Annotated in this window: 14 protein-coding genes, 1 tRNA gene and 1 pseudogene; 10 read left to right on the plus strand and 6 right to left on the minus strand. The window is 38.7% G+C overall.

Annotation, left to right across the window (positions count from 1 at the left end; translation table 11 throughout):
- Positions 1-263 precede the first annotated feature (263 nt).
- From rplS to ADH54_RS03885, 5 genes and pseudogenes are all read left to right on the plus strand, one after another.
- On the plus strand, positions 264-611 hold the full coding sequence (gene rplS / locus ADH54_RS03860; protein WP_001068669.1) for a 50S ribosomal protein L19: 348 nt from the start codon (positions 264-266) through the stop codon (positions 609-611).
- 42 nt (positions 612-653) lie between these two features.
- Positions 654-725 (plus strand) — tRNA-Arg (locus tag ADH54_RS03865).
- Positions 726-1,418: 693 nt separating this feature from the next.
- A pseudogene (locus ADH54_RS03875) lies at positions 1,419-2,284 on the plus strand (helix-turn-helix domain-containing protein).
- A gap of 234 nt (positions 2,285-2,518) precedes the next feature.
- Positions 2,519-3,076 carry a CYTH domain-containing protein gene (locus ADH54_RS03880; protein ID WP_033676995.1) on the plus strand — a complete coding sequence of 186 codons (558 nt, stop codon included), beginning with the start codon at positions 2,519-2,521 and terminating at the stop codon, positions 3,074-3,076.
- Positions 3,073-3,558, plus strand: coding sequence for a hypothetical protein (locus ADH54_RS03885; RefSeq protein WP_239682652.1), 486 nt, complete (start codon positions 3,073-3,075; stop codon positions 3,556-3,558). Before ADH54_RS03880 ends, ADH54_RS03885 begins: the two co-directional genes overlap by 4 nt.
- 236 nt (positions 3,559-3,794) lie before the next feature.
- On the opposite strand, the gene yidA is transcribed toward ADH54_RS03885, so the two are convergent.
- Together yidA and ADH54_RS03895 are read right to left on the minus strand one after the other, a co-directional pair.
- Positions 3,795-4,601, minus strand: a complete 807-nt coding sequence (gene yidA, locus ADH54_RS03890) for a sugar-phosphatase (RefSeq protein ID WP_049524114.1) — start codon at positions 4,599-4,601, stop codon at positions 3,795-3,797.
- A 12-nt stretch (positions 4,602-4,613) separates the two neighbouring features.
- Complete coding sequence (locus tag ADH54_RS03895; protein WP_049524115.1) at positions 4,614-5,918, minus strand: HD domain-containing protein; 1,305 nt, start codon at positions 5,916-5,918, stop codon at positions 4,614-4,616.
- A 71-nt stretch (positions 5,919-5,989) separates the two neighbouring features.
- On the opposite strand from ADH54_RS03895, the gene ADH54_RS03900 reads away from it, so the two are divergent.
- The 3 genes from ADH54_RS03900 to ffh all read left to right on the plus strand — a co-directional run bounded on the left by ADH54_RS03900 (position 5,990) and on the right by ffh (position 8,373).
- Complete coding sequence (locus ADH54_RS03900) at positions 5,990-6,367, plus strand: DUF1934 domain-containing protein (RefSeq protein ID WP_004238036.1); 378 nt, start codon at positions 5,990-5,992, stop codon at positions 6,365-6,367.
- Between the two features lie 90 nt (positions 6,368-6,457).
- The gene (locus ADH54_RS03905) at positions 6,458-6,790 is read left to right on the plus strand and encodes a putative DNA-binding protein (protein ID WP_000402066.1); all 333 of its coding nucleotides are present in this window, start codon (positions 6,458-6,460) and stop codon (positions 6,788-6,790) included.
- A gap of 11 nt (positions 6,791-6,801) precedes the next feature.
- Positions 6,802-8,373: a signal recognition particle protein gene (ffh, locus tag ADH54_RS03910; RefSeq protein ID WP_042751012.1), complete on the plus strand. Its 1,572-nt coding sequence runs from the start codon at positions 6,802-6,804 to the stop codon at positions 8,371-8,373.
- Positions 8,374-8,468: 95 nt separating this feature from the next.
- On the opposite strand, the gene ADH54_RS03915 is transcribed toward ffh, so the two are convergent.
- Together ADH54_RS03915 and rsmG are read right to left on the minus strand one after the other, a co-directional pair.
- Positions 8,469-9,752: a uracil-xanthine permease family protein gene (locus tag ADH54_RS03915; RefSeq protein ID WP_049524118.1), complete on the minus strand. Its 1,284-nt coding sequence runs from the start codon at positions 9,750-9,752 to the stop codon at positions 8,469-8,471.
- Positions 9,753-10,004: 252 nt separating this feature from the next.
- The gene (gene rsmG, locus ADH54_RS03920; RefSeq protein WP_049524116.1) at positions 10,005-10,718 is read right to left on the minus strand and encodes a 16S rRNA (guanine(527)-N(7))-methyltransferase RsmG; all 714 of its coding nucleotides are present in this window, start codon (positions 10,716-10,718) and stop codon (positions 10,005-10,007) included.
- Positions 10,719-10,811: 93 nt separating this feature from the next.
- Here rsmG and ADH54_RS03925 point away from each other — a divergent pair, with 93 nt between their 5' ends.
- Positions 10,812-11,372, plus strand: a complete 561-nt coding sequence (locus ADH54_RS03925) for a LemA family protein (RefSeq protein WP_000219846.1) — start codon at positions 10,812-10,814, stop codon at positions 11,370-11,372.
- Position 11,373: 1 nt separating this feature from the next.
- Entirely contained in the window at positions 11,374-12,273 is a 900-nt protein-coding gene (gene htpX / locus ADH54_RS03930; protein ID WP_000895737.1) for a zinc metalloprotease HtpX, read from the plus strand.
- Between the two features lie 506 nt (positions 12,274-12,779).
- Here the strand turns inward: htpX and rlmB are convergent.
- Positions 12,780-13,508, minus strand: coding sequence for a 23S rRNA (guanosine(2251)-2'-O)-methyltransferase RlmB (rlmB, locus tag ADH54_RS03935; RefSeq protein WP_049524117.1), 729 nt, complete (start codon positions 13,506-13,508; stop codon positions 12,780-12,782).
- A gap of 44 nt (positions 13,509-13,552) precedes the next feature.
- Complete coding sequence (gene def, locus ADH54_RS03940) at positions 13,553-14,164, minus strand: peptide deformylase (RefSeq protein WP_045611905.1); 612 nt, start codon at positions 14,162-14,164, stop codon at positions 13,553-13,555.
- Between the last annotated feature and the right edge of the window lie 164 nt (positions 14,165-14,328).

Here is a 14,328-nt window from a genome sequence, read left to right on the forward strand (position 1 = left end):
TTGTTTATCAGTAAGATTAATACTATCAGAAATTTTAGTAGATGTCAAGGCTGAGCAAGTAAATTGTTTAGCCTTGTTTTGATATTTCCGTTTTTGATGTATTTTTTTACTACCTCAAAAAAATAGACACAAACTTCTGCTATAAATTTCTTTACTTTTTTGTGGAAATTTGGTAAACTGTATCTTGTGTGTAATGGACGCACAAAAATACAGTTTATCCGCTGAGGAAGATTCCTCAAGATTGACAAAGATAGGAGAATAAAATGAATCCATTAATCCAAAGCTTGACTGAAGGTCAACTTCGTACAGATATTCCATCATTCCGTCCTGGTGACACTGTTCGTGTACATGCGAAAGTTGTCGAAGGTAACCGTGAACGTATCCAGATTTTTGAAGGTGTTGTTATCGCACGTAAAGGTGCTGGCATCTCAGAAAACTACACAGTTCGTAAAATCTCTAACGGTGTAGGTGTTGAGCGTATCTTCCCAATCCACACTCCACGTGTTGAAAAAATCGAAGTTGTTCGTTATGGTAAAGTACGTCGTGCGAAATTGTACTACTTGCGTGCTCTTCAAGGTAAAGCAGCTCGTATCAAAGAAATCCGTCGTTAATTCGACTAAAAAACTCTGCTTTTTCAGCAGAGTTTTTATCTAGCTCCCTTAGTTCAATGGATATAACAACTCCCTCCTAAGGAGTAGTTGCAGGTTCGATTCCTGCAGGGGGCATTTTTAGTAAATTAAGAAAAATAAAGAATATTCAAAGTGTTTATTTATAGGCAATCATTACAATTTAGTTTTTTAAAATAGGTTAGTATTTTTTCCTTGACTAATTCATAATCAAAATTTTACAAAAAATTATATTTTGATCAATGATTACAGAATAAAGTGGATCTGCATAGTAACTTTGACATCTATTAGTTAAAAAATAAGGACTTCCTTTGTTAGAATGTCCTTATTTTTATTATGGAATTGGACAAATGAGGTAAAGGTTCAGATCTATGAACTCAGAAAGTAAGTACAAAGCTTTAAACAGCTTTCAAAAAGATTTAGTGTGGATTTTTCGGGCTAAGGTATGTGACAAAAAGAATTGATTGTTATGAAATAGAGAGCCTAAAAAATGGGGAAAATCGTTATTGTTCCCCTGAATTTGATATGTTGTAAAAGATTATTTCTGGTCTGTTAAATATATCAATAACAAAATTTAAACATGATAGTCTAATATCTAATCCATTTAAAGTGAATACGTTTATCAATCGTTTGAGTAAGAAAATCTCAAAAGAAGGAGGGATAGGTTTTCAAAAATAACATATCTAGTCATTGCTTATATATAATTTGTATCTTTTGTTTTGTTAATTTGTATTTAAAATTTAATCGTGTTACAATTGAAATTGAAATCAAATAGAAAAGGAAAATGCAAACGTGGGCACACTTTTAGCAACAAGATTAAAAAATAGACTAAAAGAATTAAAAATGTCTCAGCGAGAATTGGCTGAGGGGATATGCAAACAGGGACAGATTAGTCGATTGGAGAATGGAGAATTTCTCCAGGAGCAGACTTTTTATATGCTCTGTCTAAGAAGTTAAAAGTTAGTATAGATTATTTTTTTAATGAGGAGATTAGAGAGGAGATTGATGAGCTATCAGAGTTTAAGAAGTTAGCCCAGACATTTATCACAAATCGAAATTATGAGTCTCTGAAATATATATATGAACTAGAGAGTGTAAAGGTACATCGCTTGTCTCTAGTAGATAAGTTTTATATGGAGTGGATAAAATCTCTTATAGATTTTTATTTCTACGGGCAAAAAGAGGAGGCTGTGGCAAGATTGGAGAAGGTACTGTCTCAGTTAAGTGTATCTGACTTGACCTACCTTCAGGTTTCAAATACTCTATTCAATTTTTATTATGATATTGAAGATTTAGAAAGTTTTAATGAAATTCGAGAAAAGTTAGAGTATCAAGTAAATCAACTCAAGTTAAACACAATCGAAGAATTAAACCTTTCTATTAAATTTAATTATAATGTTTGTCGCTACCTATGGTTGCAGAATAATACTGAAGAAGCTATTACTAAAATCACAGATACGATAAAGCAATGTAAGACGTATAGAACAACATATCTTTTGGCTGATTTGTATTTATTGATGGGAAATGTCAGTAAGAATTTTTCTTCTAAAGTTGCAGTAAAAGAGTACTTTGAAACGGCTTATTTTCTATATAAGCTTGAGGGCAATATGTCAATAGCTCTAAAAATTGAGCATTACATTGCAGATATAACAGAATAGTAAAGACGATGTTCAATTAAGCATCGTTTTTTAAATCCAAAATAATACAAATATGTATTTAATAAAAATAAATAAAAAAATATTATCGAAAATCTTGACAGTATTATATTGAAGTGCTAAAATGTGTGCAAGAAAATATTAGGCTTTGTGTCCATAAAACATCACCAGAAACTTACTATAGACTGAGTGAATTTAAAGAGACTTCAGCCTTTGAAGAATTGAGAGGTAAAATTAATGAATGAATTAGAAGTTAGATTTGAACTTAACGATGAGAGGGATTATAATAATGCTATTGCATATTTAGAAAAATCTTATAAATTTAAGTGTGAAAATAAGCAAGTTGATGAATATTTTAAAACAAAAGGAAGAGAATTTGAAAATGATGAGGTAGGTAGCTTTATTTACAGAATTCGTCAAGAAGCTGATGATAAGGCATGTGTTTTCACAAGAAAAGATACGATAAAACAAGGAATGTGGAGTGAAAGTGAAATAGAGTTGGAATCTGAAAAATTAGAATTTGTAAGGAATATCTTGCAAGATGGTTTTTCAAATATTTTCACAATAAGTAAACATAGAAAGACTTATCATGATGTATTAGAAAATAAAACGATTAATCTAGATCAGATTGATGGTCTTGGATTTTATCTTGAAATAGAGATTTTAGGAGATTTTTCAAAAGAAGATTATAATAATTTTTATGAGAAAATGTGCGGAGAGTTCTCGTTTTTAAATTCAAAAATAGAAACAAAGGGCTATGTCCAATTAATGAGAGAAAAAAATGGACGTAATTGAAATTATCAAATAGTCTTGTTGGGATTGTTTACTCAATTGCTGGATTTGGAAGTTTGATAGCAGTAACCTTTCTTTCTACTTTTTTGAATAAGAAGGATACCTTTATCTTAATGAATATATCAATGGCAACTATCCCACTTGTCATTATGGTAAGCGGAATAGTAGAAAATTGGATTTTTTTTGGAATTTGTTACTCAATTTTGAGTGGACTAATTACAATAGCTTCTGTATCAATTATAACAATACAGCAACAAGAAAGTACTGAGTATAATATTGGTAAAATACTTTCTAGTTCTTTTGTAATAGCTACCATTTTTGCTCCTTTTGGAGGGATACTGGCTGCTTATTTTAATTGGCTTTTAAACCCGAGATTAAGTCTAGTTATTTTGGGATTACTAAGTAGTTTATTGGTTATTCTTATAAAGAGTTATGAAAAAAAGCTAATTAAGAAAAGCACTGCAATATTTATAAAGGAAGATTAGTGAATCAATTATCATTAGAAAAAATAATATTAATTTGTAGTAAAATAAAAAATTGAAAAAGGTTTTACATAATGTACTACCTTTTTCAGATTTAATAATTATTAAGGGGATAGAACTAGAAACCAAAAATACTGAATTTTAAACTGCACCCCAAAAGTAAGATTTTTTCTGTCTAACTTTTGGGGTCAGTACATTATCTCTAACTTCTGGAGTGCTTTTTCTACATTCAAGTTATTTTACAATACCCATGTACGGATGGCATGGGCAACGCCAGATTCATCATTAGATTTAGTGATGTATTTGGCGATTTTTTTGATTTCTGGATTTCCGTTTTCCATGACAACGGGGTTTCCAACGACTTCCAGCATGGCGCGGTCATTTTCTTCGTCACCGATAGCCATGGTTTCATCTTTAGTCAATCCTAGTTTTTCAGCTAGGTGAGTGATAGCTGAACCTTTGTCAACATTCTTTTTAAGGAGTTCGAGGTAGAAAGGAGCAGATTTGTTGATGGAGTACCGTTCGTAGAATTCCGCTGGTATCTTTTCAATTGCAGCATCGAGGATTTCTGGCTCATCGATGAACATACATTTGACAATTTCCTTGTCAACCATTTCTTCAGGTGTACGGTAGAAAATAGGCATGCTGACGAGGGTTGATTCGTGCACTGTGTATTTTCCGATATTGCGATTGGCAGTGTAGATACCGTCCTTGGTAATGGCATGCATGTGGACACCGAGCTTGCGGCTGAGGAATTCCATATCCAGATAATCCTCATAAGTCAAGGATTCGCTGATAATCTCATGTCCTGTAGCAGTTTCTTGGACAAGGGCACCGTTGAAGGTCACCACATAGTCACCCTCGTCTCTCAACTGCAAGTCGTCCAGAAGTTTGGCAACACCTGCGATAGGGCGGCCTGTTGCAATGACGACTTTGACACCAGCTTCTTTGGCATCTTGGATGGCAGAAAAGACTTCAGGAGTGATTTCCTTTTGGCTGTTGACTAGGGTTCCGTCGATATCGACGGCGATTAGTTTAATACTCATAAATTTCCTCTTCTAGTTTTTATTTGGGGTAAAATGATCGTTCTCAATCAAGTGTAAAAATTGCTGGGTGATACTTGCGAAGATGCTGTTTTGGTCCAACATTTCTTTTGGAAAATAGAAACGATTATCTCCGTGTCGACTGCCAGCAAGGGATTGGACGATAGGAGACAGGCTAGAGAGTTCGGCCAGTTCTCCATTTTTTTGTAAAATCTCAATCTGTGTCCGTGGATTTTCAGATTCGGGACGATAGATATCATAAGGGAGGTCAAAGTTCTTATGAATAGCAGTGTAATAGTCTGGATCAAAGCCGATATCCTCAACTAATTTTCTCATGCTGGCGAGTTGGTCTTGTTCCTCTTGTGAAAAGGTAATGGATTTAAAGACCTTGCGGTTGACAAAGCGTTGCGACAGGTCTGCAAGAATCTTGTCAGGACTGGTCATCCAGAGCTGGAAGTAGGTATTCATCACACCATCATCCAGAGCCAGATAGTCAGACAAGGTCACATTTTTTTCAAAGAAAGGCAGGAGATGTGGAGATGTTCGTGCAAAGAAGTCCTTGTCTTTAGGATAGAGTTCCTTGGCGCGTTTGAGGAGATTCTGTAGGAGAACTTCCATGGCGCGTGTTGCTGGGTGGAAATAAACCTGCATGTACATCTGGTAGCGACTGAGGACGTAGTCTTCGATGGCATGCATGCCATTGCGCTGAAAGGCAATACCGTTTTCGATAGGACGAATGACTCGGAGAATGCGAGTCAGGTCAAATTCTCCATAGGAAGCACCTGTAAAATAGGAGTCGCGCAAGAGATAGTCCATGCGGTCTGCATCAATCTGACTAGAAATGAGTTGCACGACCTGCTTGTTAGGATAGGTATGGTCAATGACACTGGCTACCTTTTTTGGAAAATCTGGCGCTACTTGTAGTAGGACTTGGTGAATCTCCGTTTCAGAGTTTTGGATAATCTCCTGAGTAATAGCTTCATGGTCTGTATCAAAGAGATGTTCAAAAGTATGGGAGTAGGCACCATGTCCAAGGTCGTGTAGGAGAGCAGCGGTCATGGTCAAGAGAGACTCAGCAGGATTCCATTCTTCAGGATATTTTTCTTCAAAAATCTCCGTGATACGTCGTGCAATCTCATAGACTCCTAGACAGTGAGAGAAGCGACTATGTTCTCCACCGTGGAAGGTATAACTGGAAGTTCCCAGTTGCTTGATCCGGCGCAAGCGTTGAAATTCTTTTGTATTGATCAAGTCATAGATGATTTGATTATTGACATGGATGTAGTTGTGAACTGGGTCACGGAATACTTTTTCGTTCATATGACCATTATAGCAAAAAGCTAGAGTTTTTGGTAAAATAGTAGGACAAGAGACAAGAAAGAGGACTTGATGTGAAGATTCGGATGCGAAATACGATTCAGTTTGATGAGCAGTTGGAAGTGATTGACCAGCTTTATGATGTAGAAGTGCATGAAAAGGGAGATTATAGCTACCTGCTTTTTTATAATGAGGAAAAGGAAAAAGTAGTGATTAAATTTCATGGTCAAGAACTGGTGATGAGCCGTTTTTCCAATCCCAAGACCATTATGCGCTTTTTAAAGGATAGCGATAGTTTGGCCTACATTCCTACACCAATGGGTATGCAGGAGTTTATCATCCAAACGAGCCATTATCAAGTTGATGGGCAAAAGATTGAACTAGATTATCAACTACAAAATCAAGAGGGACATCCCTTTGCCAGCTATCAATTGGAAATTACTTGGGGCTAGGCTCATGTCTTTTTCAAATTTAGCTAGCTATCTTCTTGGATTGGCTTCCTAGTGTGGTAGATTAGGCTAATTTTTGGTATAATAAAAGTTATGGAAATCGAAAAAACCAATCGTATGAATGCGCTCTTTGAATTTTATGCGGCGCTTTTGACAGACAAGCAAATGAACTATATAGAGCTCTACTACGCTGATGATTACAGCCTTGCTGAGATTGCCGAGGAGTTTGGTGTCAGTCGTCAGGCTGTCTATGACAATATCAAGCGGACAGAAAAGATTCTGGAAGATTATGAGATGAAATTGCACATGTACTCGGACTACATTGTCCGCAGTCAGATTTTTGACCAGATTTTGGAGCGCTATCCCAAAGATGACTTTCTGCAGGAGCAGATAGAAATTTTAACAAGCATTGATAATAGAGAATAAGAGGAAGAAACATGGCATTTGAAAGTTTAACAGAACGTTTGCAGAACGTTTTTAAAAATCTACGTAAAAAAGGAAAAATCTCTGAATCTGATGTCCAAGAGGCAACCAAAGAAATTCGCTTGGCCTTGCTTGAGGCCGACGTTGCCTTGCCCGTTGTAAAGGACTTTATCAAGAAAGTTCGTGAGCGTGCAGTCGGGCATGAGGTCATTGATACCCTTAATCCCGCGCAACAGATTATCAAAATCGTTGATGAGGAACTGACAACCGTTTTAGGTTCTGATACGGCAGAGATTATCAAGTCTCCTAAAATTCCGACGATTATCATGATGGTTGGTTTGCAGGGGGCTGGTAAAACAACTTTTGCTGGTAAATTGGCCAACAAACTCAAAAAAGAAGAAAATGCCCGTCCTTTGATGATTGCGGCGGATATTTACCGTCCTGCGGCTATTGATCAGCTGAAGACCTTGGGACAACAGATTGATGTTCCTGTCTTCGCTCTTGGAACAGAAGTACCAGCTGTTGAGATTGTTCGTCAAGGTTTGGAACAAGCCCAAGCTAATCATAATGACTATGTCTTGATTGATACGGCAGGTCGTTTGCAGATTGATGAACTTTTGATGAATGAGCTTCGTGACGTGAAAGCACTAGCTCAACCAAATGAAATTCTGCTCGTCGTTGATGCCATGATTGGTCAAGAAGCGGCCAATGTTGCGCGTGAGTTTAATGCTCAGTTGGAAGTGACTGGGGTTATCCTTACCAAGATTGATGGTGATACTCGTGGTGGTGCGGCCCTATCTGTTCGTCACATCACTGGAAAACCAATCAAGTTCACTGGTACAGGTGAAAAGATTACGGACATTGAAACCTTCCACCCAGATCGTATGTCAAGCCGTATCCTTGGTATGGGGGATATGCTCACTTTGATTGAGAAAGCTTCTCAGGAATACGATGAGCAAAAAGCCCTTGAAATGGCTGAGAAGATGCGTGAAAATACCTTTGATTTCAATGATTTCATCGATCAGTTGGATCAGGTGCAAAATATGGGTCCAATGGAAGACTTGCTCAAGATGATTCCAGGTATGGCCAACAACCCAGCCCTTCAAAATATGAAGGTAGATGAGCGCCAGATTGCGCGCAAACGTGCCATTGTGTCTTCCATGACACCTGAAGAGCGTGAAAATCCAGATTTGTTAAATCCAAGCCGTCGCCGTCGTATCGCTGCAGGTTCTGGAAATACCTTTGTCGAAGTCAATAAATTCATCAAGGACTTTAACCAGGCTAAACAACTCATGCAAGGTGTTATGTCTGGAGATATGAACAAAATGATGAAGCAAATGGGAATCAATCCAAACAATCTTCCTAAAAATATGCCAAATATGGGAGGAATGGATATGTCTGCCCTTGAAGGAATGATGGGACAAGGTGGGATGCCTGACTTGTCCGCTCTCGGAGGGGCAGGAATGCCAGATATGAGCCAGATGTTTGGTGGAGGACTCAAAGGTAAAATCGGTGAATTTGCCATGAAACAGTCTATGAAACGTATGGCTAACAAAATGAAAAAAGCGAAGAAGAAACGTAAGTAAGACAAAGGAAGGCCGCAGGGCTTTCCTTTTTTAGAAAGAAGAAAAATGAGCACTTCCGTAATCGGAAATGCTCGTTTTTTGATGTGTTTAGATTCTTAATCTTTATTTTCGTATGGCAAGATCAAGTTCAAGATGATTCCTGTCATGGCTGATAGGGCAGTACCTGAAAGGGTAACTGGACCAAGTTTAAGGATAGCTCCTCCAAGTCCAAGTACCAACATAGCACTTGCGATGATTAGGTTACGCATTTGACTGAAGTCTACACGTTCTTTGATCAAGACTTTCAAACCATTACTTGCTATAACTCCGTAGAGAAGGATTGACATACCACCAAGTACAGCATTTGGAATGGTTGAAATTAAGGCAGTGAATTTACCAAGGAAGCTGAGGGCAATCGCGATAAAGGCAGCGTTACGAATAACTGAGACAGAAGCGATACGAGTCATACCAATAACCCCTGTATTTTCTCCGTAAGTTGTATTGGCTGGTCCACCAAGGAAGGCAGAAACAGAAGTTGCGATACCATCACCAAGAAGAGTACGGTGAAGACCTGGTTCTTTCAAGAATTGACGGCCACAGATTTGACCCAAAACAGTATGGTCTCCGATATGTTCAGAAATTGTTACGATAGCGATTGGCAAGATAGCGATGGTTTCTGGCCCAAAGTAAAGATTGTATTCTTTAAAGGCACCACCTGTGCTAAATGGCAAGTAGAAACCAGGAATTTCAAACCAGTTAGCTTTTAGAACTGGTGTAAAGTCAACCAAGCCAAGAGTTAGTGCGAAGAGGTAACCACCGATAATGGCAAAAAGGAATGGAATGATTCGTAGGAAGCCTTTTCCTTTTGTGTTGATAAAGGCAGCGATTAAGAAAGTAACAACTGCTACAAGAGCATTTTTCCAGTTTCCATCAGCTACAAGACCAGCGTTGGTAACAGCTGAACCTGCAAGTCCAAGACCGATAACGATGATCATAGGTCCGATGATGATTGGTGGCAAGAGTTTATCAATCCATTTTGTACCTGCAAAACGAACACCAGCAGCCACAAGGACATAGACCAAACCAGTCAAGATAACCCCTGTTTGGGCAGCAGATACATCACCACCCATTTCTTTCATAGCCAGTGACATAGCTGTGATAAAGGCAAATGAAGAACCTAGATAAACTGGAACTCTAAAACCAGTTGAAATCATATAGATGAGTGTTCCTACACCTGAAGCAAAAAGGGCAACAGATACAGGCATTCCCAAAATCAATGGTACCAAGATGGTTGCTCCAAACATGGCAAAAACGTGTTGGAAACTAAGGAGAATTCCTTTTCCAGCCGAAGGACGTTGGTCAACGTCTAGTAACAAATCAACAGTTGATTCTTGTTTCATATAAACCTCACTTTTGGGCATCAAAAAAGAGCCCATTATTTTACAGCAATAGGCCCTCAGAGTAAGACTTCTCTAAAATCTAGACTTTAAAGAATTTTAAATATTTCTGCGTCTTCGTCACCTCACGGGATGACATTAAAAACCTTTGCTTAGGATAGTATAGCAGAAAAAAAAGATTTTGTAAATCATTTTTTCCCGAGCCTAAAAATAAAAGAGCGAGGCTGACTTTGTAAATATTTTTTACTAAAAAATTTAAAGTGGACGTTTATTGGGCATGCCAGCCTTTCTTGGATATTTATTTGGTGTTTCTTTTTTCTTTTCCACCACTGTGATGTAACGCGGATCTCCATTTGGTAGGGCGTAGCTGAGATTGTCTTCTACTTTACTAAAAAGGAGGTTGAGGGCATTCTTAGATTCTAATAATTCTTCAGGCGCATTGCTAGCCTTGAGTGCCAATAGTTTTCCGCCAACTTTAAGGTAGGGAATAGTCAATTCAGACAAAATCTGCATACGGGCAACCGCACGAGCTGTTACAAAATCATAGTGAGCACGGAAGTTTTTGTCTTGGGCAAAATCTTCGGCACGTCCATGGTAGAAATGAACACCGTCCAAATCCAGTTCTTGAGCCAAGAGTTGGAGGAAGTTGATGCGCTTATTTAGCGAATCAATGATGGTCACATCTAACTGGGGATAGAGGATTTTCATTGGTAGACTAGGAAATCCTGCACCGGCTCCAATATCAAGAAGTTTGATATTTTCATTAGGAATCAAACCTTGAAGAATGGGTGCAATCGAATCATAAAAATGTTTGAGATAAACTTCTTCCTTGTCTGTAATGGCCGTCAAATTAATCTTTTCATTCCACTCGACCAAGAGTTCAAAATAACGTTCAAATTGTTTTTTTTGCTGGTCCGAAAGTGGAAGATTCTGATCAGCAAGCAGGTTGTAAAATGTTTCTGGTTTCATAGTTATTTCCTTCTTTAGTATCATCTTATTTTACCACAATCATAAAAAATTTGATATACTGGTACTAATCTAAAAGTAGAAAGGACTTATATCATGACTTGGATTATTCTTGGAGTTTTGGCTCTTGTTGTTATTTTTGTGATTGTTAGCTATAACGGTTTGGTTAAAAATCGTATGCAAACAAAGGAGGCTTGGAGCCAGATTGATGTTCAGTTGAAACGTCGAAATGACCTCTTGCCAAACTTGATTGAGACTGTAAAAGGTTATGCTAAATATGAAGGTTCTACCCTTGAAAAGGTGGCAGAACTTCGCAATCAAGTTGCTGCAGCGACTTCACCAGCAGAAGCTATGAAAGCTAGTGATGCCCTCACTCGTCAGGTTTCAGGTATTTTTGCTGTTGCAGAAAGCTATCCAGATTTGAAAGCTAGTGCCAACTTTGTTAAATTGCAAGAGGAGTTGACAAACACAGAAAATAAAATTTCATACTCTCGTCAACTTTACAACAGTGTTGTCAGCAACTACAATGTAAAATTAGAAACTTTCCCAAGCAATATTATCGCTGGAATGTTTGGATTTAAAGCAGCAGATTTCCTTCAAACACCAGAAGAGGAAAAGGCAGTTCCTAAAGTTGATTTTAGCGGTTTAGGTGACTAAGATGTTGTTTGATCAAATTGCAAGCAATAAACGAAAAACCTGGATTTTGTTGCTGGTATTTTTCCTACTCTTAGCTCTGGTTGGCTATGCGGTTGGTTACCTCTTTATGCAATCTGGACTTGGTGGTTTGGTTATCGCACTGATTATTGGCTTTATCTATGCCTTGTCCATGATTTTTCAATCGACTGAGATTGTCATGTCTATGAATGGGGCGCGTGAGGTTGATGAGCAAATGGCACCAGACCTCTACCATGTAGTGGAAGATATGGCTATGGTGGCTCAGATTCCTATGCCCCGTGTTTTCATCATTGATGATCCAGCCTTAAATGCCTTTGCGACAGGTTCTAATCCTCAAAATGCGGCGGTTGCTGCGACTTCAGGTCTCCTAGCTATTATGAATCGTGAAGAACTAGAAGCTGTTATGGGACATGAAGTCAGTCATATTCGTAACTACGATATTAGAATTTCGACTATTGCCGTTGCCCTTGCCAGTGCTATCACTATGCTTTCTAGTATGGCAGGTCGTATGATGTGGTGGGGTGGAGCAGGTCGCAGACGAAGTGATGATGACCGAGATGGAAATGGCTTAGAAATCATTATGCTCGTAGTTTCTCTACTGGCTATTGTGCTGGCCCCTCTTGCTGCCACCTTGGTACAACTAGCTATTTCTCGTCAGAGGGAATTCCTAGCTGATGCTTCCAGTGTCGAGTTGACGCGCAATCCTCAAGGGATGATTAATGCTCTACGTAAGTTGGACAACAGTAAACCGATGAGTCGTCCTGTCGATGATGCCAGCAGTGCACTTTATATCAATGATCCCAAGAAAGGGGGAGGGTTCCAAAAACTCTTTTATACCCACCCACCGATTTCAGAACGGATTGAACGTTTAGAACATATGTAAAATGTGCCTATACAATCCTAAAAAATGAGCATTTTCGTAGTTGGAGATGCTCATTTTCTTATATAAGGAACTCAGAAATCAATTTGTTATGATACAACTTATATTCTTCGAAAATCTCTTCAAACCGCATCAGCTTCACCTTGCCGTACTTAAGCCCAGCCTACGGCTAGCTTCCTAGTTTGCTCTTTGATTTTCATTGAGTATTAGAATTTCTTTAGGAAACTTCGTTCAGAACACATGATATATCGAAGAAGAATCTAGCATCTATGCAAAATGTAAGATGGCAACTGATCTCGTTTTTCGAAAATTAGAGAATATTTTTGGCGTGCTCAGAGTGTGTGTTAGAGACAACTAGACCAGCATAGTAGAGCTTGAATTCATTTTCACGAGCATGGATTTTACAAATCAGCTATTCAAAAACCACACAGTTGTTTTCAGCTTGATTGTGAGTAAAACTGAAATCACTGAGCGGTTTTATTTAGAATCTGGTTTTTGTCCAGCCTCTTTTATAGGCGATTTCGGAAAACTTCGTACATGAGAATGGCTGCAGCAACACTGGCATTGAGACTTTGAACATGTCCATCCATGGGAATGGTAATCATTTCATCAACCTGTTTTTTGATGTTGCTAGAGATGCCTTTTCCTTCATTTCCGATGATGAGGGCGATTTTCCCTTTTGTATTCCACTTATGGCAAGGAGTCCCATTCATATCTGTTCCAAAGGTCCAGAAGCCTTCATCCTTGAGTTTGTCTAGAGTTTGACTGAGGTTGGTTACTCGGGCAATTGGAACGTGCTCAATAGCACCTGTGGCTGTTTTGGCAACGACAGGAGTAACTCCGACAGCACGGTGTTTGGGAATGATGACTCCTGAAACGTTGGTTGCATCGGCTGTTCGCAAGATAGAACCCAGATTATGGGGGTCGGTTAACCCGTCCAGAATTAATAGCAAAGGATTTTCTTCTTGGCGTGTTTTGGCAAGGATGTGCTCCAGCTCGCTATAGGCAAATTCAGACACTCGTAGAACAAAACCTTGGTGAACAGCACCTTCAGTCATATCAGAGAGGGATTTTTTTGAAGTCCAAGAAATGGACACCTTCTTTTCTGTAGCCAGTTCCTTGACCTTCTCAACATTCTTACCTCGGAGATCTTCTTGGAGGTAAAGTTTGTTTCCTGTGTTTGCAAGGAGGGCTTCGGTAACGGCGTGGACGCCATAGACAATATCATTTGTTTTCATGCCTCTATTATAACACAAAACCCCGTCTTGCAACGGGATTTTCTTTATTCCAGAATCAGTAAACCATCTTTAACTTCAAATGGGTCTTTTTCATTGATACGATCGTAAAACATGATACCGTTAATGTGGTCAATTTCATGCTGAACAACGATGGAGTTGTAGCCTTTGAGTTTGATACGGTGTTTTTCTCCATCTTTATCAAAGTAGTCAACAGTGACGCGAGCATGGCGGACTACATAGCCAGGCACGTTGCGGTCAACAGAGAGGCAACCTTCTCCTTCACCAAGAGCAGCGTCTTGAACAGAGTGAGAGACGATTTTTGGATTGTACATAATAGCTTGCAAATCGTAGGCTTCCTGTGGAGTTTCGCCTTCTTCAACAATATTTGGCACTAAAACAGCGATAATGCGTTTTGAGATATCCAACTGGGGAGCAGCAAGTCCAACCCCACCGCGGAGCCCCATCTTTTCAGCCATGACAGGATCTTGGGAATGTTTGAGGAATTGCATCATCTTTTCGCCAAGGATGATTTCCTGGTCAGACAAGGGGAAAGTGACTTCCTCAGCAACCGCGCGTAGAGTAGGATTCCCTTCGCGGATAATATCGTTCATATCAATTAAGTGAGCAGCTTTTGTAATACGTTCTATAGCAGACATTTTCTCTCCTTTCATTACCTCTACATGATAACACAAAATGACAAGGATTGAAAGTATTACAGCCTTTAGGATTTATAGAAAATAGATAGGATGTTCAATTCATACTCAATGAAAATCAAAGAGCAAACTAGGAAGCTAGCCGCAGGCTGTACTTGAGTACGGTA

Origin of the sequence: Streptococcus pseudopneumoniae (assembly GCF_001072315.1) — a bacterium.
Lineage (GTDB): Bacteria > Bacillota > Bacilli > Lactobacillales > Streptococcaceae > Streptococcus > Streptococcus pseudopneumoniae_R.

Coding starts and splice junctions, on each gene's coding strand:
- yidA (WP_049524114.1), bottom strand. CDS start 4,601: ATGAGTATTAAACTAATCGCCGTCGATATCGACGGAACCCTAGTCAAC.
- ADH54_RS03895 (WP_049524115.1), bottom strand. CDS start 5,918: ATGAACGAAAAAGTATTCCGTGACCCAGTTCACAACTACATCCATGTC.
- ADH54_RS03905 (WP_000402066.1), top strand. CDS start 6,458: ATGGAAATCGAAAAAACCAATCGTATGAATGCGCTCTTTGAATTTTAT.
- ADH54_RS03925 (WP_000219846.1), top strand. CDS start 10,812: ATGACTTGGATTATTCTTGGAGTTTTGGCTCTTGTTGTTATTTTTGTG.
- ADH54_RS03880 (WP_033676995.1), top strand. CDS start 2,519: ATGAATGAATTAGAAGTTAGATTTGAACTTAACGATGAGAGGGATTAT.
- rsmG (WP_049524116.1), bottom strand. CDS start 10,718: ATGAAACCAGAAACATTTTACAACCTGCTTGCTGATCAGAATCTTCCA.
- ADH54_RS03915 (WP_049524118.1), bottom strand. CDS start 9,752: ATGAAACAAGAATCAACTGTTGATTTGTTACTAGACGTTGACCAACGT.
- rlmB (WP_049524117.1), bottom strand. CDS start 13,508: ATGAAAACAAATGATATTGTCTATGGCGTCCACGCCGTTACCGAAGCC.
- def (WP_045611905.1), bottom strand. CDS start 14,164: ATGTCTGCTATAGAACGTATTACAAAAGCTGCTCACTTAATTGATATG.
- ffh (WP_042751012.1), top strand. CDS start 6,802: ATGGCATTTGAAAGTTTAACAGAACGTTTGCAGAACGTTTTTAAAAAT.
- htpX (WP_000895737.1), top strand. CDS start 11,374: ATGTTGTTTGATCAAATTGCAAGCAATAAACGAAAAACCTGGATTTTG.
- rplS (WP_001068669.1), top strand. CDS start 264: ATGAATCCATTAATCCAAAGCTTGACTGAAGGTCAACTTCGTACAGAT.